The 22,041-nt window shown below is 73.0% G+C and carries 24 protein-coding genes; 18 read left to right on the forward strand and 6 right to left on the reverse strand.

Going from position 1 to position 22,041, the window contains the following annotated elements; genetic code table 11:
* Positions 1–18: 18 nt before the first annotated feature.
* Genes CXY01_RS12120 through CXY01_RS12135 form a run of 4 tightly spaced genes read left to right on the forward strand, consistent with a single transcriptional unit; the run spans position 19 to position 3,664 of the window.
* Positions 19–450 (forward strand): YciI family protein, encoded by a 432-nt coding sequence (locus CXY01_RS12120; protein WP_146927695.1) that lies wholly within the window; start codon positions 19–21, stop codon positions 448–450.
* On the forward strand, positions 450–1,706 hold the full coding sequence (locus CXY01_RS12125) for an RNA polymerase sigma factor (RefSeq protein ID WP_146927696.1): 1,257 nt from the start codon (positions 450–452) through the stop codon (positions 1,704–1,706). The genes CXY01_RS12120 and CXY01_RS12125 overlap by 1 nt, the downstream gene beginning before the upstream one ends.
* Before the next feature lie 13 nt (positions 1,707–1,719).
* A complete protein-coding gene (locus CXY01_RS12130) occupies positions 1,720–2,979 on the forward strand; it encodes an MFS transporter (protein ID WP_146927697.1) in 1,260 nt (419 codons plus the stop codon).
* Between the two features lie 43 nt (positions 2,980–3,022).
* On the forward strand, positions 3,023–3,664 hold the full coding sequence (locus CXY01_RS12135; protein ID WP_146927698.1) for a GNAT family N-acetyltransferase: 642 nt from the start codon (positions 3,023–3,025) through the stop codon (positions 3,662–3,664).
* Positions 3,665–4,042: 378 nt separating this feature from the next.
* Here CXY01_RS12135 and CXY01_RS12140 read toward each other — a convergent pair whose 3' ends face one another.
* The 3 genes from CXY01_RS12140 to CXY01_RS12150 form a co-directional block, all read right to left on the reverse strand.
* Positions 4,043–5,242 (reverse strand): RNA polymerase sigma factor, encoded by a 1,200-nt coding sequence (locus tag CXY01_RS12140; RefSeq protein WP_146927699.1) that lies wholly within the window; start codon positions 5,240–5,242, stop codon positions 4,043–4,045.
* A gap of 7 nt (positions 5,243–5,249) precedes the next feature.
* Positions 5,250–5,591 carry a YciI family protein gene (locus CXY01_RS12145; RefSeq protein WP_146927700.1) on the reverse strand — a complete coding sequence of 114 codons (342 nt, stop codon included), beginning with the start codon at positions 5,589–5,591 and terminating at the stop codon, positions 5,250–5,252.
* A gap of 80 nt (positions 5,592–5,671) precedes the next feature.
* Complete coding sequence (locus tag CXY01_RS12150; RefSeq protein ID WP_146927701.1) at positions 5,672–6,508, reverse strand: aldo/keto reductase; 837 nt, start codon at positions 6,506–6,508, stop codon at positions 5,672–5,674.
* An 85-nt stretch (positions 6,509–6,593) separates the two neighbouring features.
* Between CXY01_RS12150 and CXY01_RS12155 the strand changes: the two genes are divergently transcribed.
* Together CXY01_RS12155 and CXY01_RS12160 are read left to right on the forward strand one after the other, a co-directional pair.
* Entirely contained in the window at positions 6,594–7,511 is a 918-nt protein-coding gene (locus CXY01_RS12155; RefSeq protein WP_146927702.1) for an SDR family oxidoreductase, read from the forward strand.
* Positions 7,511–8,023, forward strand: coding sequence for a TetR/AcrR family transcriptional regulator (locus CXY01_RS12160; protein ID WP_146927703.1), 513 nt, complete (start codon positions 7,511–7,513; stop codon positions 8,021–8,023). The genes CXY01_RS12155 and CXY01_RS12160 overlap by 1 nt, the downstream gene beginning before the upstream one ends.
* A gap of 11 nt (positions 8,024–8,034) precedes the next feature.
* Here the strand turns inward: CXY01_RS12160 and CXY01_RS12165 are convergent, their stop codons facing one another.
* The gene (locus CXY01_RS12165) at positions 8,035–8,454 is read right to left on the reverse strand and encodes an SRPBCC family protein (protein WP_146927704.1); all 420 of its coding nucleotides are present in this window, start codon (positions 8,452–8,454) and stop codon (positions 8,035–8,037) included.
* A gap of 10 nt (positions 8,455–8,464) precedes the next feature.
* The gene (locus CXY01_RS12170; protein ID WP_186813390.1) at positions 8,465–9,337 is read right to left on the reverse strand and encodes a helix-turn-helix transcriptional regulator; all 873 of its coding nucleotides are present in this window, start codon (positions 9,335–9,337) and stop codon (positions 8,465–8,467) included.
* Positions 9,338–9,443: 106 nt separating this feature from the next.
* Between CXY01_RS12170 and CXY01_RS12175 the strand changes: the two genes are divergently transcribed.
* The 5 genes from CXY01_RS12175 to CXY01_RS12195 all read left to right on the forward strand — a co-directional run bounded on the left by CXY01_RS12175 (position 9,444) and on the right by CXY01_RS12195 (position 14,864).
* The gene (locus tag CXY01_RS12175; protein WP_186813391.1) at positions 9,444–10,763 is read left to right on the forward strand and encodes an FAD-binding oxidoreductase; all 1,320 of its coding nucleotides are present in this window, start codon (positions 9,444–9,446) and stop codon (positions 10,761–10,763) included.
* A 144-nt stretch (positions 10,764–10,907) separates the two neighbouring features.
* The gene (locus CXY01_RS12180; protein ID WP_146927707.1) at positions 10,908–12,890 is read left to right on the forward strand and encodes a penicillin-binding transpeptidase domain-containing protein; all 1,983 of its coding nucleotides are present in this window, start codon (positions 10,908–10,910) and stop codon (positions 12,888–12,890) included.
* Between the two features lie 26 nt (positions 12,891–12,916).
* The gene (locus tag CXY01_RS12185) at positions 12,917–13,483 is read left to right on the forward strand and encodes a sugar O-acetyltransferase (protein ID WP_146927708.1); all 567 of its coding nucleotides are present in this window, start codon (positions 12,917–12,919) and stop codon (positions 13,481–13,483) included.
* Positions 13,483–14,460 carry an LLM class flavin-dependent oxidoreductase gene (locus tag CXY01_RS12190; RefSeq protein WP_246125278.1) on the forward strand — a complete coding sequence of 326 codons (978 nt, stop codon included), beginning with the start codon at positions 13,483–13,485 and terminating at the stop codon, positions 14,458–14,460. Before CXY01_RS12185 ends, CXY01_RS12190 begins: the two co-directional genes overlap by 1 nt.
* Complete coding sequence (locus CXY01_RS12195; protein WP_146927709.1) at positions 14,457–14,864, forward strand: RidA family protein; 408 nt, start codon at positions 14,457–14,459, stop codon at positions 14,862–14,864. The genes CXY01_RS12190 and CXY01_RS12195 overlap by 4 nt, the downstream gene beginning before the upstream one ends.
* 18 nt (positions 14,865–14,882) lie before the next feature.
* On the opposite strand, the gene CXY01_RS12200 is transcribed toward CXY01_RS12195, so the two are convergent.
* Positions 14,883–15,425 carry an adenylyl-sulfate kinase gene (locus CXY01_RS12200; protein WP_186813392.1) on the reverse strand — a complete coding sequence of 181 codons (543 nt, stop codon included), beginning with the start codon at positions 15,423–15,425 and terminating at the stop codon, positions 14,883–14,885.
* 83 nt (positions 15,426–15,508) lie between these two features.
* Here CXY01_RS12200 and CXY01_RS12205 point away from each other — a divergent pair, with 83 nt between their 5' ends.
* The 7 genes from CXY01_RS12205 (at position 15,509) to CXY01_RS12235 (ending at position 22,025) form a co-directional block, all read left to right on the forward strand.
* Positions 15,509–16,507, forward strand: a complete 999-nt coding sequence (locus CXY01_RS12205) for an NAD(P)-dependent alcohol dehydrogenase (protein WP_246125280.1) — start codon at positions 15,509–15,511, stop codon at positions 16,505–16,507.
* Positions 16,507–16,935 carry a hypothetical protein gene (locus tag CXY01_RS12210; RefSeq protein ID WP_146927711.1) on the forward strand — a complete coding sequence of 143 codons (429 nt, stop codon included), beginning with the start codon at positions 16,507–16,509 and terminating at the stop codon, positions 16,933–16,935. The genes CXY01_RS12205 and CXY01_RS12210 overlap by 1 nt, the downstream gene beginning before the upstream one ends.
* Complete coding sequence (locus tag CXY01_RS12215; RefSeq protein ID WP_371862770.1) at positions 16,932–17,147, forward strand: helix-turn-helix transcriptional regulator; 216 nt, start codon at positions 16,932–16,934, stop codon at positions 17,145–17,147. The genes CXY01_RS12210 and CXY01_RS12215 overlap by 4 nt, the downstream gene beginning before the upstream one ends.
* A 65-nt stretch (positions 17,148–17,212) precedes the next feature.
* Positions 17,213–17,848 carry a DUF4386 domain-containing protein gene (locus CXY01_RS12220; protein WP_146927713.1) on the forward strand — a complete coding sequence of 212 codons (636 nt, stop codon included), beginning with the start codon at positions 17,213–17,215 and terminating at the stop codon, positions 17,846–17,848.
* A gap of 9 nt (positions 17,849–17,857) precedes the next feature.
* Positions 17,858–19,657: an SLC13 family permease gene (locus CXY01_RS12225; RefSeq protein WP_146927714.1), complete on the forward strand. Its 1,800-nt coding sequence runs from the start codon at positions 17,858–17,860 to the stop codon at positions 19,655–19,657.
* A gap of 11 nt (positions 19,658–19,668) precedes the next feature.
* Positions 19,669–21,147, forward strand: coding sequence for a leucyl aminopeptidase (locus CXY01_RS12230; RefSeq protein ID WP_146927715.1), 1,479 nt, complete (start codon positions 19,669–19,671; stop codon positions 21,145–21,147).
* Positions 21,144–22,025 (forward strand): cation efflux transmembrane domain-containing protein, encoded by an 882-nt coding sequence (locus CXY01_RS12235; protein WP_186813393.1) that lies wholly within the window; start codon positions 21,144–21,146, stop codon positions 22,023–22,025. The genes CXY01_RS12230 and CXY01_RS12235 overlap by 4 nt, the downstream gene beginning before the upstream one ends.
* The last annotated feature ends 16 nt before the right edge of the window (positions 22,026–22,041 follow it).

Raw genomic sequence — 22,041 nt, forward strand, 5'->3', positions numbered from 1 at the left:
CAGACGAAGGAGATCACCATGAAGGTCCTGGTCATGATCAAGGGCGACGGCGCCGACGAGGACAAGGTCGCCCCTACCGAGGCGATGTTCGAGGAGATGAACGCCTACAACGAGCAGCTGGTGAACGCCGGGATCATGCTCGCCGGCGAAGGGCTCCAGTCGAGCAGCAAGGGCGCCAAGGTCGTCTGGGACACCAGCGGCGAGGTGTCCGTGGTCGACGGCCCCTTCACCGAGGCCAAGGAGATCGTGGCGGGCTACTGGATCTGGCAGGTGAGCTCGCTGGACGAGGCCGTCGAGTGGGCCAAGCGCTGCCCGTCGACGCCGGAGCTGCGCTCGGTGCTGGAGATCCGGCCGTACTTCGAGATGGAGGACTTCGCCAAGGTCGTCTCGCCCGACGTCCTCGAGAAGGAGCAGGCGCTGATGGACCGCATCAAGGAGCAGCACGGCTGATGTCGGACGCGCGGCGGACGGTCGAGGTCATCTGGCGGATCGAGTCGCCGCGCCTGATCGCGTCGCTGACCCGGTTGGTCCGGGACGTCGGGCTGGCCGAGGAGCTGGCGCAGGACGCCTTCGTCACCGCGCTGGAGCAGTGGCCCGTCACCGGCGTCCCGGACCAACCGGGTGCCTGGCTCATGGTCACGGCACGGCACCGCGCGATCGACCTGATCCGGCGCGACCAGAACCGGAGCGCCAAGTACGCGGTCCTCGCGCACTCCCTGTCCGACGAGCGGGCCGCCGACCGGATCGTCGACGAGCCCATCGGCGACGACCTGCTGTCGCTCGTGTTCCTCACCTGCCACCCGGTGCTGCCGCGGGAGTCGCGGATCGCGCTGACGCTCAGGCTGTTCGGCGGTCTCACCACGGACGAGATCGCGCGCGCGTACCTGGTGCCGTCGCCGACGGTCGGGCAGCGGATCTCGCGCGCCAAGCGGACCCTCGCGGAGGCGCACGTCCCCTTCGAGGTGCCGCAGGCGGACGAGCTGCCGACGAGGTTGGGCTCGGTGCTCGAGGTGGTCCACGTGATCTTCACCGAGGGGCACGCCGCCACGACCGGTCCCACGTGGGTGCGCCGGGACCTTGCCGACGAGGCGATGCGGCTGGGCCGGGTGCTCGCCGGGCTGCTCCCGCGCGAGCCCGAGGTGTTCGGCCTGGTGGCGCTCATGGAGCTGCAGGCGTCGCGGTTCGACGCGCGCGGCGACGGCGTGCTGCTGCAGGACCAGGACCGGCGGCGCTGGGACAGCGCGCTGATCGAGCACGGCCTCGCCGCGCTGGACCGGGCGATCACCCTGGGCAAGCCCCTCGGCCCGTACACCGTGCAGGCGGCGATCGCGGCGTGCCACAGCCGGGCCCGCACGTTCGAGGACACCGACTGGGAGGCGATCGTGGCGCTCTACGACGCGCTCGCCCAGCTGGCGCCGTCACCCGTCGTCGAGCTCAACCGTGCGGTGGCCGTCCTGCACGCGGACGGTCCGGAGGCGGCGCTGACGGCTCTGGACGCGATCCGGCACGACCCGCGCCTGGCCCGCTACCACCTGCTCGGAGCAGTGCGCGCGGACGTGCTGGCCCGGTTGGGGCGGACCGAGGAGGCCGCCGACGAGCTGGAGCGCGCCGCGGCCCTGGCGCCCACGCAGCGGGAACGCAACGTGCTCATGGCTCGGTCGGCGGCCGTCACGAAAACTCCCGTGCTCGATGTCGGAGGCGACTGACACCATGACGGACATGACCGAGGAGACGCCGACCGTGGACGCCCCGACCGAGGAGCGGCCCGGCTGGCGTCGCGAGACCACGATCTTCCTCACCGGGCAGACGGTGTCGCTGTTCGGCTCGATGCTCGTGCAGTACGCCGTGATGTGGCACCTGACCCTGGAGACCAAGTCCGGCGGCGTCATGGCCCTGTACGCGGTCTTCGGGTTCCTGCCGCAGGCCGTCATCTCGATCTTCGGCGGCGTCTGGGCGGACCGGCTCGACCGCAAGAAGCTGATCATCGGCGCGGACGCGACGATCGCCGTCGTCACCCTGGCGCTGGCGATGTTCATGGCCGCCGGTGCCACCGACCTTTGGCTGATCTTCGTCGCCATCGCGATCCGCTCGGCCGGCGCGGGGATCCAGATGCCCGCCGTCGCGGCCCTCCTGCCGCAGATCGTCCCCGCGGACAAGCTCATGCGCGTCAACGGCATCAACGGCACCATCCAGTCGGCCATGATGCTCGTCGCCCCGGCGGCCGCGGCCGCGGTCTACGCGAGCATGTCGATCGTCGCGGTGTTCTACATCGACGTCGTCACCGCCGTCATCGGGATCGGCCTGCTGCTCCTGGTCACCGTGCCGCGCCTGGTCCGCTCGGACGAGAAGCTCAGCTACTTCGGGGACCTGGTCGGCGGCGTGAAGTACGTGGTCACGCACGCCTTCGTGCGCTGGATCCTCGTGCTCTACGCGGTCGTCTTCGTGCTCATCGTCGCCCCCTCGTTCCTGACCCCGCTGATGATCGTGCGGACGTTCGGCGAGGAGGTGTGGAAGCTCACCGTGAACGAGCTCGCGTTCAGCATCGGCATGGTGCTCGGCGGCGCGGCCATCGCGGCGTGGGCCGGCAAGTGGAACCGCGTGCGGATGATCCTCATCTCGACGTTGGTGTTCGGCGTGATCTCCATCGGCCTGGGGCTGTCCACCAACCTCTGGGTGTTCTTCGCGTTCATGTTCCTGCTCGGCCTGTCCGTGCCGGCCTTCTCGACGCCGTCGTTCACCGTGCTCCAGGAGACCGTGGAACCGGAGATGCAGGGGCGCGTGTTCGGGTTCGTCGGCATCGTGATGGCGTTGTCGATGCCGTTCGGCATGGCGGTGTTCGGGCCCCTGGCGGACATGTTCAGCGTCGAGTCGCTGCTCATCTGGGCCGGGGTCGCGCTGCTGCTCGTGGTCGCTCTCGCGCTGGCCGTCCCCGGTGGCCGCCGCTCGATGCGCGCCGCGAACGAGCACGCCACCGTCTGAGCGACCGTCGGCACGCGGCGGCGGCGTCCGGCAGGATGACGCCATGCTCGAGCCCTTCACCCTGACCGGCCGTCACGTGCGGCTGGAACCGCTCGCCCTGACCCACGTCGACGGGCTCGCCGCAGCCGCCGCCGAGGAGCGCGGCAGCTACGGCTACACGTGGGTGCCCGACGGCCCTGACGAGACGCGGACCTACGTCGAGGCCGCCCTGGAGCATGCCGCGGGCGGCCGGGCGGTGCCGTTCGCGGTCCGGCGCCTCTCCGACGACACACTCGTCGGCAGCACCCGGTTCCTCGACCTCGAGGTGTTCCAGGACCCGGCGCCGTGGCCTCCCGGCATCGGCACCGGCGGGGCGCCCAGCGAGCAGAACCCGCCGTCCGTCGCGGAGATCGGCAGCACCTGGTACGCGGCGTCGGCGCAGCGGACCGCGATCAACACCGAGGCCAAGCTCCTGCTGCTGACGCACGCGTTCGAGACGTGGCACGCGCTGCGCGTGACTCTGAAGACCGATGCGCGCAACGCCGCGTCACGCCGGGCGATCGAGCGGATCGGCGGCCGGTTCGAGGGCGTCCGTCGCGTCCAGACCGTCGCCACCGACGGCGGCCTGCGGGACACCGCATACTTCTCGATCGTCGCAGCGGAGTGGTTCGTCGTCCGCGCCGGCCTGGTCAGCCGCCTGGGCTGACGCACGGCCCAACGCGTCCCGCCACCGCGAACGTCCGCACATCGGCGCGTTCCAACGCTCCCTTATGCGGACGTTGTGCTCCCTCACCCGGGACGTCCGCACATCGGCGCGTCCCAACGCTCCGTTACGCGGACGTTGTGCTCCCTCACCCGGGACGTCCGCACATCGGCGCGTTCCAACGCTCCTTTATGCGGACGTTGCGAAACCTGACTCGGGACGTCCGCACATCGGGGGGTTCGGACCCTTCTCTGTGCGGACGTTGCGAACCCTCCCCCGGGACGTCCGCACATCGGTGGGTTCTGACCATTTTTTGTGCGGACGTTGCAGCCCGCCATCCGGGCGCGTTCCCACGCGAGCGTGTTCCTGGGCCGCTGAGGACTAGGGCGTCGTCGTCGCTGCGCGGCGGCGCAGGAGGAAGTCGCGTTCCTGCTCGTTGGGGGTCAGCGCCAGCGCCTCGTCGTAGGCGTCGGCCGCGTCGGCGGTTCGGCCGAGGCGGCGCAGGAGGTCGGCGCGGACGGCGTGGAACAGGTAGAACCGCTCCAGCGGCAGGGCGTCCACCAGCGCGAGCCCGACCTCCGGCCCGTCCAGCTCGGCGACGGCGACAGCGCGGTTGAGCGCCACGACGGGGCTCGGCGCGATCGACATCAGCTGGTCGTAGAGGATCACGATCTGCCGCCAGTCGGTGCCGGCGGGCTCGCTGTGCACCGCCTGCATCGCGGCCTGCAGCTGGTACGGGCCGAGGTGGTCGCGGCGCAGGCACCGCCGGACCAGCTCGCGGCCCTCGTCGAGCTCGCCCGGGTCCCAGAGCGAGCGGTCCTGGTCGTGCAGGAGGACGAGCGACCCGTCGGCGGACGTGCGGGCGTCGCGGCGCGCGTCGGTGAGCAGCATGAGCGCGAGGAGGCCGAGAGCCTCGGGCTCGTCGGGCATGAGCTCGACCAGGACGCGGCCCAGCCGGATCGCCTCGGCACAGAGGTCCTCACGGGTGAGCGCCGAGGAGCCGGTGGTGAACACGAGGTAGACGACGGCGAGCACCGCCTGGAGCCGGTCGGGCAGGTCGGCGTCCGACGGGATGCGGTAGGGGATGCGGGCGTCGCGGATCTTGCCCTTCGCGCGCACCAGGCGCTGCGCCATCGTCGCCTCGGGGACGAGGAACGCCCGCGCGATCTCGGGGGTGGTCAGCCCGCCGAGCAGCCGCAGCGTGAGCGCCACCTGCGCTTCGACGGCGAGCGCCGGGTGGCAGCAGGTGAAGACGAGCCGGAGCCGGTCGTCGCGCACGGGTCCCTCCTCCACCGGGTCGTCGCGCTGGTGCAGCAGCACCGCCTGCGCGTGCCGGTCGTCGCGGGACGCCTCCCGCCGCAACCGGTCGATGGCCCGCCGCTTGGCGGTCGTGATGATCCAGCCCGCCGGGCTGGGGGGCACGCCGTCGGTCTGCCAGTGCTCCACCGCGGAGACGAACGCGTCCTGGACGGCTTCCTCGGCGACGTCGAGGTCGCCGAAGGACCGGGCGAGGACCGCGACCGCGCGGCCGTGCTCTGCACGGAACACCCGCGCGATCGCGTCCTCGTCGATGCGTGTCACCGGGGGGCTAGTACCGGAACGGCCGGACCTCGATGGGCAGGCCCGAGGCGACGGCCAGCTGCCCGCCCCAGTCCATGGCCGCGTCCAGGTCGCCGACGTCGACGATCGTGAAACCGCCCAGGTGCTCGCGGGCCTCGGCGAACGGGCCGTCGGTGGTCACCACGTCGCCGTCCTTCGCGCGCAGCACCGTCGCCGTGCTCGGGTCGTGCAGACCGCCCGAGTAGACCCAGATGCCGGCGTCGCGCATGGCCTGGTCGACCGCGCCGACGGCCTGCATGACCGGCTCGAGGACCTCGGGGGCGGGCCGGGGTCCGGTGGGCTCGATCACGCTCAGCAGGTAGTGGCTCATGGCGTCCTCCTCCAGGTGCGGCGCCGGCCCTGTGCCGGCTGCTCACCCTCCATACGAACGGTGAGCAGCCGGATCGACACCTAGCTGGGAACGTAGTCGAACGTGTCGGGGTCGGGTCCCGTGCGCTCGTCCCGGTTCAGGCCGGTGATGTCCGCGACGTCGACGTCGGACAGCTCGAAGTCGAAGAGCGCGAAGTTCTCCTCGATGCGGCTGCGGGTCACCGACTTGGGGAACACGATGTCGCCGCGCTGGATGTGCCAGCGGAGCGTGACCTGCGCGGGGGTCCGGCCCAGCGACTCGGCGATCCGGACGATCGTCGGGTCGTCCAGCACCTTGCCCTGCGCGATCGGGCTCCACGCCTCGGTGGCGATGCCGTGCTCGGAGTCGAAGGCGCGGACGTCGTCCTGCGTGAGGTACGGGTGCACCTCGATCTGGTTGACGGCGGGCGTGATCGTCGTCTCGGTGTTGAGGCGGCGCAGGTGGTGCGGCTGGAAGTTGGAGACGCCGATGGCCTTGGCCCGGCCGGACCGGTAGAAGTCCTCCATGGCCTTCCAGGTCTCGACGTAGTTGCTCACGGTCGGCAGGGGCCAGTGGATGAGGAACAGGTCGACGTAGTCGAGCCCGAGCGTGTCGAGCGTCAGGTCGAACGCGATCGCCGCGTCCTGAGGGTCGTGCGCGTCGTTGTTGAGCTTGCTGGTGATGAAGACCTCGTCGCGGGACAGCCCGGAGGCGGCGACCGCCTCGCCGACGCCCTGCTCGTTCTTGTACATCTGCGCCGTGTCGATGTGGCGGTAGCCCACCTCGAAGGCCTGCAGGACCGCGTCCTTGGTCTCCGCGGGGTCGATCTGGAAGACGCCGAAGCCCAGCTGAGGGATCTGCACGCCGGTGTTCAGGGTGATGTTCGGGACGGTGCTCATGTCTCCTATTCGAACCCGCCGCGAGGCCGAGCGCCTGTTAGAGTAGCCAACTAACTAGTTGGTTTGCCGTTGGCGAGGAGCTCCCATGTACGTCGTGCCTGACCAGACCGGACGCACGGTCGTCGTGACCGGGGCCAACAGCGGCACGGGCCGGGAGGCCGCCGAGCGCCTGGCCGCGGCCGGCGCCCACGTCGTCCTCGCGGTCCGGACGGCGGAGAAGGGTGAGAAGGCGCTCGCGGAGATCCTCGCCGCCCACCCGTCCGCCACCGGCGAGGTGCGGGTGCTCGACCTCGCGTCCCTGGCGTCGGTGCGGACCTTCGCCGACGAGCTGGGCCGCGACCTCCCGCACCTCGACACGCTCGTCAACAACGCCGGCGTCATGACACCACCCACCCGCTTCGAGACCGAGGACGGCTTCGAGCTGCAGCTGGGCACCAACTACCTCGGCCCGTTCGCGCTGACCAACCGCCTCCTGCCGCTCCTGCTCGCGGCACCGGCGGGACGGGTCACCACGATGAGCAGCGGGATGGCGGCCGTGGGGCGGATCCGGTTCGACGACCTGCAGTGGACCCGGCGCCGGTACAGCCCCACGCGGTCGTACGCGCAGTCGAAGCTGGCCGACCTCCTGCTCGCCCGGCAGCTCGCCCGCGTCTCGATGCGGCGCGGCTGGGCGCTGCGCAGCAACGCCGCCCACCCGGGCTACACGCAGACCAACCTGCAGACCGCGGGCGCGTCGCTCGGCCGCGACACCGTGCACCGCTCGTCCATCGGCAACCTGCCCTTCGTCCCGTCGCAGCAGCCGGCGGAGGGCGCGGAGCCGATGCTCTTCGCCGCAGCCGACCTGCGCGCCGTCGAGGACGGCTACTACGGACCGAGCGGCCGGTTCGGGCTCGTCGGCGCCACCGGCCCCGTCCGGCTGTCCCGCCGGATGCGCGACGACGACACGGCCGCCCGTCTGTGGGCCGTGGCAGAGGACCTGACCGGCACCAGCCTGCCGGCCTGATGGCCGCCGACACCCCGCGACGGATCCTGGACGCGGCCGCCGACGAGTTCGCCGAGCGCGGCCTGGCCGGGGCCCGCGTGGACCGGATAGCGGAGCGCGCGGGCGCCAACAAGCAACGGATCTACGCCTACTTCGGCAGCAAGGACCAGCTCTTCGACCGGGTGGTGGAGGACCGGATCGAGCAGCTGCTGGACGCGGTGCCGTTCGACGCGGTCGATCTGCCCGGGTACGCGGTCCGGCTCTGGGAGTTCAACCTCGCGCACCCGTCGCTGGTGCGGCTCCTCCTCTGGCACGCGCTGGAGCGGCCCGGGGAGCAGCTCGCGCACTCGGTGTCGTCGCACGAGCGCAAGGTGGCCGCACTGCGCGCCGTCCGCGGTGACGACGGCTGGCCCGCGGACCGGCTGCTCGGGCAGGTCCTCGCCCTGGTGCACGGCGTCACGCTCGCCCCGGGACCGGACCCGGAGCACGTCCGCGCGGACCTGCACGGTGCGGTCAGCCGGCTGGTCGGCTGAGCACCCGCAGGTCAGCGCGTCGCCGGCTCGACGACCTCGCGCAGGTTCTCCGGCTGCACGCCGTCCTCCTTCGCGACGGCCCCACGGATCAGACCGGCGAGGAGCGACAGCGGACCGCGCACGGTGACGTCGGCGAGCAGGTGCAGGTCCGTCCCGGACGGCGTCGCGGTGAGCGTGTAGGTGTAGACGGCGGTGACCGGCCCGGAGCGCGAGAGCAGCGCGAGCGTGCGTGGCGCGTCGAGCGTCTCGACGACGGCCGTGCGCTCCTTGCCGCGCACCGTGAACGTGACCACGGCGCCCTGCTCCACGGCCCCGGTCATCGTCGTCACCCCCGGCATCCAGCGCGACGCCAGCGACCAGTCGGTCAGCGCTGCCCAGACCGCGACCGGGGGTGCGGCGATGGCCGTCGTGGTGTCGATCGCGGTGGTCATGGGCGCGACGCTAGGCGTCCGCGGCAGCGCGGTCTTGGACAGGATTGACCACCGGCGCGAAGCCCGGCTCCGTCGGGGCGTCGCCGTAGACCGCCCGGTAGGCCGCGACGTACGCGGCGGGCGTGGTGCCGGTGTGCCGTCGAAAGTGCCGGATGAGGTGCGCCTGGTCGTACCAGCCACGGTCGGCGGCCACCTGCCCCCAGCCGACGGGTCGCCCGGTGTCCAGCGACGCCAGCAGGTGCCGCATGCGGGTCACCCGCGCGAACGTCCCGGGACTGAGCCCCACCACGCGCCGGAAGCCGCGGTCCAGGTGGGCGTGCGACAGGTGCAGCGCGCGCGCCACGTCGGCGACCGGGCGGCCCGGGTCGGCCTCGAGGGCGGCGACGGCGGCCTCCACGGCGTCGGTGCAGCGCGGCAGCGCCGGCTCGTGCACCGCGACGGAGCTGCGCAGCGCGTCCTCGACCACCGCGATCATCGTGGCGGGGTCGTCGAGGCGGACCAGCGCACGGCGCACCGGTGCCCACGGCTCCGCGCCGACCACGCGGCCCCGGAGCGCGCGCGGGTCGACCCCGAACGCCGTGGCGCACCCGAGGGGCGTCGCGACGACGCCGACGCACCACGTCTCGCCCAGCGGCCGGTTCAGCATCGGCTGGTCGTCCGGCCCCAGCAGGAACCCGGTCCGTGCCAGGTGCCGCTCGCCGCTGCCGTTGCGTGCCACCTGCACGATCGGCGCGCCGAGCACCAGCCCCAGCACGGCCGACCCCGTGGGCGCCACGCGTTCCGCAGGTGCCCGCAGCCGGCCGCGGGCGTACCAGATGCTCGCCACGTACCGGCCCAGCGGGCCCGTCGGCTCGTGCGTCACGTAGGTGAAGTCGTCGGCCACCCGCTGATCGTCGCGCACCGGGATGTCGGTGGTCGGTGGAAAGGTCGTGCCCGCGCGGCTGCCCTCGTGGCACCCTGCCCGTGACCGACCCTCGAAGGAGCCCGGCATGTCGTCGCACCCGCTCGCCACGCTCGTCGCCGGACCCGTGCTGACCCCCGACGACGACGGGTTCGCCGACGAGGTCGCGCCCCACAACCGCGCGGTCGTGAACAGCCCCGACGTCGTCGTCGGTGCGACGAGCACGCAGGACGTGGTCGCGGCCGTGCGCTGGGCCGCCGACCAGGGCGTGCACCTTACGGTGCTGGCCACCGGCCACGGCGCGACCGTCCCCGTCACGGCCGGGGTCCTGCTGACCACGCGCCGGCTTGGTGGGGTGGACGTAGACCCGGACGCCCGCGTCGCGACGGTCGGCGCAGGTGCCCTGTGGACCGACGTCGTGCCCGTCGCGGACGCCCACGGCCTCACCCCGGTGGCCGGCTCGTCCACGCACGTCGGTGTGGTCGGGTACCTCCTCGGTGGGGGTCTCGGTCCGCTCGCCCGCAGCCACGGCTACAGCTCCGACTACCTCGAGTCGCTCACCGTGGTGACCGGGACGGGGGAGGTCGTCGAGGCGTCCGCCGACGAGCACCCCGACCTGTTCTGGGCGCTCCGGGGTGGCAAGGTCGGCCTCGGCGTGGTGACGCAGGTGCGGCTGCGGCTCGTCGCGATCCCCGAGCTGTACGCAGGGTCGCTCTTCTTCGACGCGGAGCACATCGAGACCGCCCTGCGCGGCTGGCTCGCCTGGACGGCGACGGCCGACGCGGAGACCACGACGAGCGCGGCGATCATCCGCTTCCCCGACCTCGACGCGGTGCCCCCGTTCCTGCGCGGGCGGACGGCCCTGACCCTGCGCGTCGCCCGGCCCGGTGACGAGACAGCGGGCGAGGCGGCCGCAGCACCCCTGCGGGCGCTCGCCCCGACGTTCCTGGACACGGTCGGTGTCCTGCCCGTGGCCCGCTCGGCGGAGATCCACAACGACCCCACCCAGCCCGGGCCCAGCTGGGTGCGCGGGACCATGCTCAGCCACACGGACGACGACCTCGCGACCGCGTGGCTCGGCGCGGTCGGGCCCGGTGCCGGCCAGCCGTTCGTGGCCGTCGAGCTGCGGCACGTCGCCGGGGCCACCGGCGCGGACGTCCCCGGAGGGTCGGCCGTCGCGGGTCGTGGCGCGGCGTTCGTCACCGGGCTCGTCGGCGTCGACCCCACGCAGTTCGGCACGACGATGCCCGCGGCGGCCGATGCCGTCGCGGAGGCCCTCGCCCCGTGGACCGCGGCCGAGCTCAACCCGAACTTCGCGGGCAGGGGTACCGCCGCGTGGGCGCCCGTGACGGCCGAGCGGCTGACGGAGGTCCGCCGGACCTACGACCCCGCCGGGGTGCTGGCGTGACGCCGTCTGGGGAGGAGTGGTGAAGGCTGCCCCGTTCTCACCCACCCGGCATCCGGGCGGTGGCACGCTCGCGGTGCGTCGCCCCAGCACCGAGCAGCAGTGTGCCCGTGAGCGCGACCCGGTCGCAGGTGACGAGAGGACAGCATGACGTTCGCAGGTGAACGGGCAGCAGCCCGGCGGCGGCTCGTCGTCGGCGGGATCGCGACGGCCCTGGTCGCATCGGGTCTGGCCGCCTGCTCGCCGGAGCCGCCGACACCCGACAGCGCGACCCAGGCGCTCGCCGCGGCGCTCGCGTCGGGCGACTTCGGCGAGGCACCGTTCGCCGGGGGTGCCGTGGACGAGACCGAGGCGACCGCGGCCCGGACCGCCGCGTTCGAGGGCCTCGCGCCGTGGGAGCCGCAGGTGAAGGTCGTCTCGACGACGATCGACGAGAAGGACGAGGACCTCGCCACGGTGACCTTCGGGTACACCTGGGACGTCGACGAGAGCGACGCCGACTGGACCTACGAGACGAGCGCGAAGCTCGCCCGCGACGACGAGGACCTGTGGCGCGCCACGTGGTCGCCCTCGCTGCTGGCACCCGACCTCGTCGCGGGTGAGGTCCTCACCGTCACGCGGGCCCGGGCCGAGCGCGCCAACGTGCTGGGGGCGGGCGGTGCCGTGATCGTCGAGCCGCGAACCGTCCACCGCCTCGGCATCGACAAGACGCGGGTCGCCGCGCCCGAGCAGGACGCGGCCGCGCGCGCGTTCGCCGCGGCGCTCAGCATCGATGCCGAGGCGTACGCGGGCAAGGTCGCCGCCGCCGGCGAGCGTGCGTTCGTCGAGGCGATCACCGTCCGCCACGGTGACCTGGCCTACGACGTCGCCGCTCTGGCGGCGATGCCGGGGGTCAACGACGTCACCGACCAGCTGCCGCTCGCCCCCACCCGCCAGTTCGCCCGCCCCATCCTCGGGACGGTCGGGCCCGCCACCGCGGAGATCATCGAGAAGTCCGACGGGGCCGTCTCGGACGGCGATCTCACCGGGCTCTCCGGGCTGCAGCGCCAGTACGACGCCCAGCTGCGCGGACTGCCCGGGCTCACGATCACCGCGGCACAGCCGGACGGCACCGCACCGCGCCAGCTGTACGCGGTCGAGCCCACGCCGGGCACGCCGCTCACGACGACCATCGACGTGGGGCTGCAGGAGGCCGCGGAGCACGTGATCTCCGAGGTCGCGCCGGCCAGCGCCGTCGTCGCGCTGCGGCCGTCGACCGGGGACGTGCTCGCGGCGGCCAGCGGGGTCGGCGGGGAGGGGATGTCGACCGCGACCCTCGGCCAGTTCGCGCCGGGATCCACGTTCAAGGTGGTGACCGCGCTCGCGCTCCTGCGGTCCGGGATGACGGCCGACAGCGACACGACGTGCCCGGACACGGTCTCGGTCGACGGGCGCTCGTTCACGAACTTCCCCGAGTACCCGACCGACAAGCTGGGCACCATCCCGCTGCGGACGGCCTTCGCCAACTCGTGCAACACCGCCTTCATCTCGGCCCGGGACGCGGCGAACCAGGACGCGCTCATCGACGCCGCCGGCTCGCTCGGCCTCGACCCCCACGCGTCGCTCGGGTTCGCGGCGTTCCTCGGCGACGTCCCCGGCGACTCGGACGGCACCGACCACGCCGCGTCGATGATCGGCCAGGGACGCGTGCTGGCGTCGCCGCTCGGCATGGCGACCGTGGCCGCCTCGGTCGCCCACGGAGCGACCGTGGTCCCGCGCCTCGTGGTCCCCGCGGAGGGTGCGGCCACGCCGTCGCCGACCGCCGACGAGACCGAGCCGAGCGACGAGGCGACCGATGCTCCCCGCCCGGTCGTCCCGCTGACCGCGGACGAGGCAGCGACGCTGCAGCAGCTCATGCGCGGCGTCGTGACCGAGGGCGGGGCGACGTTCCTGCTGGACGTGCCCGGTGACGAGGTGGCCGCCAAGACAGGCACCGCGCAGTTCGGCGAGGCCGGCAACCTGCAGAACCACGTGTGGATGATCGCGATCCAGGGCGACCTGGCCGTCGCGGTCTTCGTCGACGTCGGCGAGTACGGGTCGACCACCGCGGGGCCGCTGCTGGAGGAGTTCCTGCGCGCGGCGCAGGGCTGACGGGGGCGTGTGAGAGCGTCGGACGCATGAGCGACGAGGACGCCCGGACGCAGTACGCACGCATGGTCGCCGGCGACTGGTACGAGGCCGACGCCGAGATCCACGCGCTGACGAGTGCCGCCCAGGCCCGCGCGGAGCGGTTCGCGCAGGCGGTCAGGGACGGTGCCGACGACGCGGAGGACCGGCTGCGCGAGCTGCTCGGGTCGCTCGGCGAGGGCTCGTGGATCCGGCCGCCGCTGTACGTCGACCTCGGCGTCCACCTGCACGTCGGCGCCCGGTCGTTCGTCAACTTCGGGTTGGTCGCGCTCGACGTCGCGCACATCCGTATCGGTGACGACACGAAGATCGGCCCGAACGTCCAGCTGCTGACCCCGGTCCATCCCGTGGACCCCGAGCCGCGGCGCGCCAAGCTCGAAGCGGCCAAGCCCATCACCATCGGGGACAACGTGTGGCTCGGCGGCGGCGTCATCGTGTGCCCGGGGGTGACCATCGGTGACAACACGGTGGTCGGCGCGGGAGCCGTCGTCACCAAGGACCTGCCCGCCAACGTCGTCGCGGTCGGCAACCCGGCCCGCGTGATCAAGGAGATCTGATGCCCGAGCCGATGACGGAGCCCACCGGCGAGCGCGCGGTCGGCGTCATGCTCCCGCGCGACCTGCCCGCGCACCAGTTCCGCACCTACGCGCAGCGCGCGGAGACGCTCGGGTTCGACGAGCTCTGGGTGGTGGAGGACTGCTTCTTCCGCGGCGGCATCGCGCAGGCGGCCGCGGCGCTGGCCATGACGGAGCGGATCCGCCTGGGCATCGGCATCCTGCCGGCCGCGGTGCGGAACGCGGCGTTCACGGCGATGGAGGCCGCGACGCTCGCGGAGCTGTTCCCGGGTCGCGTCGACATCGGCATCGGGCACGGGATGCCCGGCTGGATGCGGCAGGTCGGTGCGTGGCCGGCGAGCCCGCTGACCATGTTGGGGGAGCACCTCGACGCGGTCCGGGCAATCCTGACCGGGTCGCGCACCAGCACGGACGGCCGCTACGTGACGCTCGAGGGCGTCGAGCTGACCACCCCGCCCAGCAGCGTCCCGCGGGTGCTGGCAGGCGTCCGTGGACCGAAGTCGCTCGCGCTGGCGGGCAGGTCCGCCGACGGCACGATCCTGGCCGAGCCGGTGACGCCGGAGTACGTCGCCGAGGCCCTCCGGCACATCGCCCCGACCCGCGAGCACCGGATCGTCGCGTACTGCGTGGCGGCCGTCGACGACGACGCCGACGCGGCACGCGCTGCCGCCCGACCCGCGCTGGAGTGGATCGGCGACCCGGACTGGGACGTGCACATCGCCCCGCTGCCATTCGCCGACGAGTTCCGTGCGCTGCGCGCCGGCGCCGCCGACCGCTCGGACTTCGTCGCGCGGATGCCCGACGCGTGGGTGGACCAGCTCGCGGTCGTCGGCACCGTGGACGACGCCCGCCACCGCATCGGCCGGCTGCACGACGCGGGCGTCACGACGACGGTCCTCATGCCGGTCGGCCCGGACCCGCTGGCCGCCCTAGAAGACCTGGCAAGGGTCCTTCCGTGACGAGCGCAGTCCGGCTGATCCGGTCGTCAGCGCTCAGCGACGTCGCGCAGTACGCGTACGCCGCGACGGCGCAGGCGGGTGCCCGTCTCATCTTCCTCGCCGGTGCGTGCCCGCTCGAGGACGACGGCTCGACGGCGGCCGTCGGCGACTACGCCGGTCAGGCGGCCCGGTGCATCGAGACACTCACGCTGGCGCTCGGCGCCGCCGGGGCGACGCTCGAGGACGTGATCAGCACGCGCGTCCTCGCCGCGTCCTCGCGGCAGTCCGACCTGGTCGCCGCGTGGGAGGTCGTCCGGGACGCGTTCGGCGAGCACGACGTCCCGAGCACCCTGCTCGGTGTCACGGTGCTGGGCTACGCCGACCAGCTCGTCGAGATCGAGGCCGTGGCCGCCGTCGTCGACTGAGGGCGCTCGGTCAGTTGGTCACGCCCGCTCATCTGTCGGTTCGCGGACGTCCAGCAGCTCCGCGATCTGCTCGGCGACGGCGGACGGGGCCAGACCGTCGTTGGTGACGACGAGGTCCTCCACTTCTGCCGTGGCGAGCAGGTCGGCGAGGACGTCGGTGCGGGCCAGGTGCCAGTCGCGGTCCGGTCCGGGCTCGTGCCGGGCGGTCAGGCGCGCGTGCCGGGTGGCTGCCGGTGCGTCGATCCGCACGACCCGCACCGGCTCGCCGAGGGCGTCCGCGTACGCGTCGCGCTGGGCGGCGGTCTCGATGACGCGCGGCAGGATCAGCACGTCGAGCCCGGCGTCGTGCCAGTGCGGGCGCATCGTCCGCAGGTGGGCGACGACGACGCGCTCGTTGAACGGGTCGTCGGCCGGCGCGACGGTCTCGTTGGCGATCGCGTCGACGTCCAGCTCACCGGCGGCGATCCCGCGGGCGAGCAGCGCGTCCCGCAGGGCGACCGCGACGGTCGACTTTCCGGCACCGACGGTTCCCGAGAGCGCGACGACGAGCATGGCGTCCATCCTGCCGTGTAAAGAACTCTTGACATGATGTCTGGTTCGCCATACCTTCGCCATGTCAACAATTCTTTACACAGGAGACTCCGATGGACGCCCGGACCGAGACCCGCACCATGCAGGCGATCACCCAGCGCGCGTACGGCTCGTCGGAGGTGCTCACGCCCACGACCGTGCCGAGGCCGGTGCCGAGGGCCGACGAGGTGCTGATCGCCGTGCGCGCCTCGTCGCTCAACTTCGCCGACGTCGCCATGGTGACCGGCCGGCCGTCGCTGATCCGGGCGGTCTCGGGCCTGCGTCGGCCCAAGCACCGGGTGCCCGGCAAGGACGTGGCGGGTGTCGTCGAGGCGGTCGGCGCGGACGTGACCGACGTCCGGCCCGGCGACGAGCTCTTCGGGGAGGCCGTGGCGGGCGTGTGGGCGCAGTACGTGTGCGTCCCCGCGAGGCTCGTCGCGCCCAAGCCCGCGAACCTGACGTTCGAGCAGGCGGCCACCCTCCCGCTCGCCGCCGGTACCGCGCTCGACTGCGTCGCCGGGGTCCGGCCGGGGCAGAAGGTGCTGGTCAACGGCGCGTCGGGCGGGGTCGGCACGTTCACGGTCCAGGTGGCCAAGGCGCTCGGCGCCGAGGTGACGGGCGTGTGCAGCGGGCGCAACGTGGAGCTGGTCCGCGGCGTCGGTGCGGACCACGTGATCGACTACGAGCGCTCCGACTTCACCAGCGACGGCACCCGGTACGACCTGGTCGTCGACCTCGTCGGCAACCGCAGCCTCGCGGCCTATCGGCGGGCGCTGACCCCCCGCGGCACGCTGCACCTGTCCGGCGGAGGCGGCGGTCGGATCCTCGGGCCGGTGCTCCGGCTGGTGCAGGCGCTCGTCGTGAACCTGTTCGTCGGCCAGCACCTCACGCCCGTCGTGGCCACCGCGAGCCGCGCGAAGCTCGACCGGCTCCGCGAGCTCGCCGAGGCCGGCTCGCTCACCCCGGCGATCGAGCGCACCTACCCTCTGAGCGACGCCCCGGAGGCGGTGCGCCGGCTCATGGCCGAGCACGCCCGGGGCAAGACCGTCCTGACCGTCGCCGGGGAGCGCTGATGTCGTACGAGGAGCGGAACGTCTGGGTGATGTTCGTCGTCTCCGTGCTCGCGTACGCGGTGTACGTCGCCGTGGTGCTGACGCGTGCGCGGGACGTGCCGCTGACCGAGGTCGCGTACGTGGGGCCGCTCCTGTGGTCCATCGGCGGCGCCATCGTCGTCTCCATCCTCGCCTCGATCGGCGTGGGGCTGGCCAACCGGCGCGACGGGCACCTGACGGACCAGCGGGACAAGGAGATCAACCGCGTGGGCGAGCGCACGGGCCAGTCGTTCGTCGTCATCGGCGCCCTCGCCGCGATGGTCCTGGCGCTGCTCGAGGCGGACTGGTTCTGGATCGCCAACGTCATCTACCTCTGCTTCGTCCTCTCGGCGGTCCTCTCGTCCATGACCAAGCTGGCGGCCTACCGGCAGGACTTCTCCACGTGGTGAAGCCTCCGACGCGGGTCACCAACACGATCCGCACGCTGCGGTTCGCCCACGGCGAGATGACCCAGGCCGAGCTGGCCGAGCGCATCGGCGTGACCCGGCAGACCGTCATCGCCATCGAGCAGGGCCGGTACTCCCCGTCGCTCGAGATGGCGTTCCAGATCGCCCGCGTGTTCGGCGTCCCGCTCGACGACGTCTTCCAGTACCCGGGCTGACACCCGCACCACCCGCACGAGACCAGCAGGTCTCGCGATCCGTCATGCCCTGAGAGGACCGCCCCATGAACGCACGCCTCGCTGGACTGCTCTACCTGGTCGTCGCCGTCTGCGGAGGCTTCGCCGAGCTGTTCGCACGCTCGACGGTGAAGGCAGCCGACGACGTCGCCGAGGCCCTCCGCGACGGCTCGGACCTGATGGCGGTCGCGTTCGCGGCGGACCTGGTCGCGTACACCTGCTTCCTGCTCGTCGGGATCGCCCTCTACGCGCTCGTCAAGGACGTGCACCGCACCGCCGCCATCGCCATGCTCACCATGAACGCCGTCAGCGTGGCGCTCCAGTGCGCGAACCTCGTGAACCACGCGGGTGCCGTCCTCGCGGCGCAGCGGGGTGCCGACGAGCTCGCCGTGCTCTTCCTCGACCTGCACGGCGTCGGGTACCTGGTCGCCCAGGTCTTCTTCGGCGGCTGGCTGATCCCGCTCGGCTGGCTGGTGGTGCGGTCCGGGGCTGTGCCGCGGGTGTTCGGGTACGCGCTCATGGTCGGTGGGGTCGGCTACCTGCTGGGCCTCGTCGTCGAGCTGTCCACACCCGGCGCGGACGCCCTGGCCCTGACGCTCGGCATGCTGGGCGGGATCTCCGAGGTCGCCTTCCTCGGCTGGGTGCTGGTGAGGGGCGTCCGCCGGCCGGTCCTTGCGCCCTAGTGTGGCAACGTGTCCGACGCCACGCTGAGCCTGCTGGTGCTTGCCGGCTGCGTCGGCCTCTTCATCTGGAACCGGCTCAGCGTCGGCGTGGTCGCGATCCTCACCGCCCTGGCGCTCTACGCGACCGGGCTGATCACCGCCAACCAGGCCGTCGCGGGGTTCGGTGACCCGGTCGTCGTGTTCATCGCGTCCCTGTTCGTGCTCAGCGAGGGCCTCGAGTCGTCGGGGGTCACCGCCTGGGCCGGCCAGCAGCTGATCACGCGCGCCGGCACCGCCCGCAACCGCCTGCTGATCGCCCTCATGGCGCTGTCCGCGGTCATGGCGGCGCTGGTCACCCCCAACGGCGCGGCCGCGGCGCTGCTGCCGGTGGTGGTGCTGGCGGCGCGTCGGTCGGGGCAGTCGACGTCGCAGATGCTCATGCCGCTCGCGTTCGCCGCGAGCGCCGGTGCGCTCCTGGTGCTCAGCGGCAGCACCGTGAACGTCATCGTGTCCGACGCGCTGTTCGAGGCCACCGGTGAACGGTTCGGGTTCTTCGAGTTCGGCCTGATCGGGTTGCCGCTGGTGCTGGTGACCATCGCGGTCTCGGTGCTCGTCGGCCGCCGCCTGCTGCCGGACCGGTCGCCGACGTCGCTGCCCGCCGACTACTCCGCGCACGTCGACACGCTCGTCGAGCACTACAGCCTGGACGTGGGCTTCTTCCGGCTCGAGGTCCTTCCGGGGTCCGACGTGGTGGGCAGCCGGCGTGAGCAGGTCGAGGTGCCGGACGGCGTGGTGCTCATCGGGGTGCAGCGGTCCACGGGCGCCCCGGCGGCCGCGGACGACGTGCTCGACGTCGGCGACGTCGTCGTGGTGACCGGTGACAGTGCCGGAATCACGTCGCTGGTCGACCGGCACGGGTTCGCCGTCGCGACGACCCCGCTGACCCGGGGCACCCGCGAGGCTCTGCTCGGCCGTGAGGTCGGCGTCGCGGAGCTGGTGGTGCGCCCCCGCTCGCGCGTGATCGGCGAGACCGTGTTCGCGGGACTCGTCCGGTCGGGCGTCACCGTGCTCGGCGTCCGGCGGCTCGGCAAGGACCGTGGCGGCGACCACCTGGTGCTGGCCGAGGGCGACTCCCTGCTGGTGCACGGGCCGTGGCCGGCGGTGGAGGGGTTCGCGGTGGACGACGACGTGCTCATCGTCGACAGCCCGGAGCTGGTCCGCCGGCAGACCGTGGCGCTCGGGCCGACGGCGTGGCGGGCGATCGCGGTGCTGGTCGGCACGGTCGCGCTGCTGGCCAGCGGCGTCGTGCCGCCGGCCATCGCCGGGCTCATCGGTGCGACGGCGATGGTCATGACCGGCGTGGTCACCGGGCCCCAGGCCTACCGGGCGGTCTCGTGGCAGACCGTCGTGCTCGTCGGCGGGCTGATCCCGCTGTCCGTCGCCATCGCGTCGTCGGGTGCGGCGGACCTGGTCGCCGGCTGGCTGGTCGCCGTCGTGGGCGACGGCAGCCCGCAGGTGGTCCTCGCCGCGATCTTCGTGCTGACCGTGCTGCTCGGGCAGGTGGTCAGCAACACCGCCACCGTGCTGATCGTCGCGCCCATCGCGGTGGCCATGGCCGACGAGTCGGGCGTCGCGCTGGCGCCCGTGCTCATGCTCGTCGCGGTCGCCGGGGCCGCGTCGTTCCTGACCCCGATCGCCACCCCCGCCAACATGATGGTCATGGGCGCGGGCGGCTACCGGTTCTCCGACTACTGGAAGCTCGGGATGGCGACCACGCTGGCGTGGTTCGTCGTCGCCGTGCTGCTGATCCCCGTCATCTGGCCCACGTGAGGAGCACGATCATGACGTTCGACCCCATCCCGTCCCGCGCCCGGTTCGACGAGCTGTCCGTCCGGGTGGCCGCGCCCGGCGCCGGCGCGGGCCGCGCGCTGGGGCTGGCCGTGACCGCGACCGGCGACGTCCCGTCCGGGGTGCCGCTGGACCGCGCGGCGCTCACCGAGTGGGGCTTCCGCGGCGCGGTCGGCGAGACGCTGATCCTGCCCCGCGAGGGCGGTGCGGTGATCGTCACGGGCGTCGGCGACGAGCCGTCGGAGGCGTCCCTGCGTGACGCCGCCGCCGCGTTCGCCCGGGCCGCCGGTCGCGACGACGTGCTCACCACCGACCTCGCCGGCGCGGGCGTGTCCGTGGAGGCCTCGGCCCAGGCCGTCGTCGAGGGGATCCTGCTCGGCCGGTACCGGTACGACGCCCTCAAGTCGGACCCGTCGACGGTCCCGGTCCGGGAGATCGTGCTGCTGGTCGACGACGCGTCCGCCGACGACGCGCGCCGCGGAGCCGACCGCGGCGTGGTGCTCGCCCGCGCGGCGTCGCTGTCGCGGGACCTGGCCAGCGCCCCCGCGGGGCACCTCACCGCCCCGGACCTGGCCGACATCGCCGTCTGGCTGGCGGGCGAGCACGGGCTCGACATCGAGGTCTTCGACGAGGACGCCCTGGTCGAGATGGGCTGCGGCGGGCTGCTCGGCGTGAACGCGGGATCGGTGATCGAGCCACGGATGATCGTGATCCGGTACGTCCCCTCGTCGGAGCCCACCGGGCACCTCGGCCTCGTCGGCAAGGGCATCACCTACGACTCCGGCGGCATCAGCCTCAAGCCGTCCAACGCGATGCACGCCGCGATGAAGATGGACATGAGCGGCGCCGGCGCGGTGCTCGCGGCGATGACGGCGCTCGCCGACCTCGAGGTCCCGGTCGCGGTCAGCGCCTACCTGGCCTGCACGGACAACATGCCGTCGGGCTCCGCGACGAAGCTGGGCGACGTGCTGACCAGCCGGAGCGGCCGCACGATCGAGGTGGTCAACACCGACGCCGAGGGGCGCCTGGTCATGGCGGACGCGATCGCGCTGGCCAACGAGGACGGCGTGGACGCGATCGTCGACATCGCGACGCTGACCGGGGCCGCCCTGGCCGCGCTCGGCATGCTGACGGCGGCCGTCATCGGCAACGACGACAGTCTGCTCGACCTGGTCGAGGCCGCGGCGGAGCGCACCGACGAACAGGTCTGGCGGATGCCGCTGGACCGCCGGTACCGCAAGCAGCTGGACTCCGAGGTCGCCGACATCAAGAACCTCGGCGGCGAGTACGCGGGGGCGATCACGGCCGCGCTGTTCCTGGCCGAGTGGGTGGGGGACACCCCGTGGGCGCACCTCGACATCGCGGGCACCATGCGGTCCGAGGGTGACGACGCCTGGAGGACCAAGGGAGCGACCGGGTTCGGTGCCCGGCTGCTGCTGGAGGTCGCATCGACCTTCGCCGCAGCGAGGTGAACGAGCGGCGCGCGCTCCACGAGTCCATCGCGAGCGCTGCCGTCCTGGGCACCCTCGCGGTCGTCTGGGGGATCGTCGCGCAGTCGCGCGTGCTGCTGTTCGACGGTGCCTTCATCCTGCTCGGCATCGTGCTGTCCGCGCTCTCGCTCATGGCGGCCCGCGCGGCCGCTGACGTCCCCAGCGCGCGGTTCCCGTTCGGCAAGGCGGCTGTCACGCCCCTGGCGATCGCGGTCCAGGGCGTCGCCCTGCTGGGCACCCTGCTCTACGCCGGCGTCGACGCCGTCGCGGTCATCACGGCCGGCGGGTCGGACGTCGAGCCCGGCACCGTCCTCGCGTACGGACTGATCACCATGACCTGCTCGTACGCGGTCGCGCGCTGGCTGACCCACCGCGCGCCCGGGTCCGAGCTGGTCGGCGCGGAGGTCGCGCAGTGGCGGGCTGGGGCGCTGCTCAGCCTGGTGTTCGCCGTCGGCGGCGGGCTGGCGCTCGCGCTCGCGTCGGTGGGCGACGTCGTCCGGTACGTCGACCCGGTGCTGGTCCTCGTGGCGTGCCTCGTGCTGCTGCCGATCCCGCTGCGCCTGCTCCGCGCCGCGGGCCTCGAGCTGCTGGAGGCGGAACCACCCGCCGAGGTGCGTCGCGTGCTGGCGGAGGCCGTGGCATCCGTGCGGGCCGAGTTCGGGCTCGACGAGCCGTTCGTGCGCTCCACCAAGCTGGGCAGCCGGCTCTACGTCGAGGTCGACTTCGTCGTGCCGGAGGGTGCGTGGGACGTGACCGGCGAGGACCGCGTCCGCCGTGCGCTCATCGCCCACCTCGAGCCGCTCGGCTACGACCTGTGGGCGAACGTCGAGCTCACGAGCGACCCCGGGCTCGCCCGGTGAACGCACCACAACCGCC

The sequence above is a fragment of the Cellulomonas xylanilytica genome (assembly GCF_007989805.1).
In the GTDB taxonomy this organism is placed as follows: Bacteria; Actinomycetota; Actinomycetes; order Actinomycetales; family Cellulomonadaceae; genus Cellulomonas; species Cellulomonas xylanilytica.

Excerpts from the sequence above, each read along its gene's own strand:
- CXY01_RS12200 (WP_186813392.1), bottom strand. The coding sequence starts at position 15,425 with ATGGACGCCATGCTCGTCGTCGCGCTCTCGGGAACCGTCGGTGCCGGA.
- CXY01_RS12155 (WP_146927702.1), top strand. The coding sequence starts at position 6,594 with ATGTACGTCGTGCCTGACCAGACCGGACGCACGGTCGTCGTGACCGGG.
- CXY01_RS12190 (WP_246125278.1), top strand. The coding sequence starts at position 13,483 with ATGCCCGAGCCGATGACGGAGCCCACCGGCGAGCGCGCGGTCGGCGTC.
- CXY01_RS12120 (WP_146927695.1), top strand. The coding sequence starts at position 19 with ATGAAGGTCCTGGTCATGATCAAGGGCGACGGCGCCGACGAGGACAAG.
- CXY01_RS12230 (WP_146927715.1), top strand. The coding sequence starts at position 19,669 with ATGACGTTCGACCCCATCCCGTCCCGCGCCCGGTTCGACGAGCTGTCC.
- CXY01_RS12130 (WP_146927697.1), top strand. The coding sequence starts at position 1,720 with ATGACCGAGGAGACGCCGACCGTGGACGCCCCGACCGAGGAGCGGCCC.
- CXY01_RS12150 (WP_146927701.1), bottom strand. The coding sequence starts at position 6,508 with ATGAGCACCGTCCCGAACATCACCCTGAACACCGGCGTGCAGATCCCT.
- CXY01_RS12135 (WP_146927698.1), top strand. The coding sequence starts at position 3,023 with ATGCTCGAGCCCTTCACCCTGACCGGCCGTCACGTGCGGCTGGAACCG.
- CXY01_RS12160 (WP_146927703.1), top strand. The coding sequence starts at position 7,511 with ATGGCCGCCGACACCCCGCGACGGATCCTGGACGCGGCCGCCGACGAG.
- CXY01_RS12175 (WP_186813391.1), top strand. The coding sequence starts at position 9,444 with ATGTCGTCGCACCCGCTCGCCACGCTCGTCGCCGGACCCGTGCTGACC.
- CXY01_RS12210 (WP_146927711.1), top strand. The coding sequence starts at position 16,507 with ATGTCGTACGAGGAGCGGAACGTCTGGGTGATGTTCGTCGTCTCCGTG.
- CXY01_RS12165 (WP_146927704.1), bottom strand. The coding sequence starts at position 8,454 with ATGACCACCGCGATCGACACCACGACGGCCATCGCCGCACCCCCGGTC.
- CXY01_RS12205 (WP_246125280.1), top strand. The coding sequence starts at position 15,509 with ATGGACGCCCGGACCGAGACCCGCACCATGCAGGCGATCACCCAGCGC.
- CXY01_RS12145 (WP_146927700.1), bottom strand. The coding sequence starts at position 5,591 with ATGAGCCACTACCTGCTGAGCGTGATCGAGCCCACCGGACCCCGGCCC.
- CXY01_RS12185 (WP_146927708.1), top strand. The coding sequence starts at position 12,917 with ATGAGCGACGAGGACGCCCGGACGCAGTACGCACGCATGGTCGCCGGC.
- CXY01_RS12180 (WP_146927707.1), top strand. The coding sequence starts at position 10,908 with ATGACGTTCGCAGGTGAACGGGCAGCAGCCCGGCGGCGGCTCGTCGTC.
- CXY01_RS12125 (WP_146927696.1), top strand. The coding sequence starts at position 450 with ATGTCGGACGCGCGGCGGACGGTCGAGGTCATCTGGCGGATCGAGTCG.
- CXY01_RS12220 (WP_146927713.1), top strand. The coding sequence starts at position 17,213 with ATGAACGCACGCCTCGCTGGACTGCTCTACCTGGTCGTCGCCGTCTGC.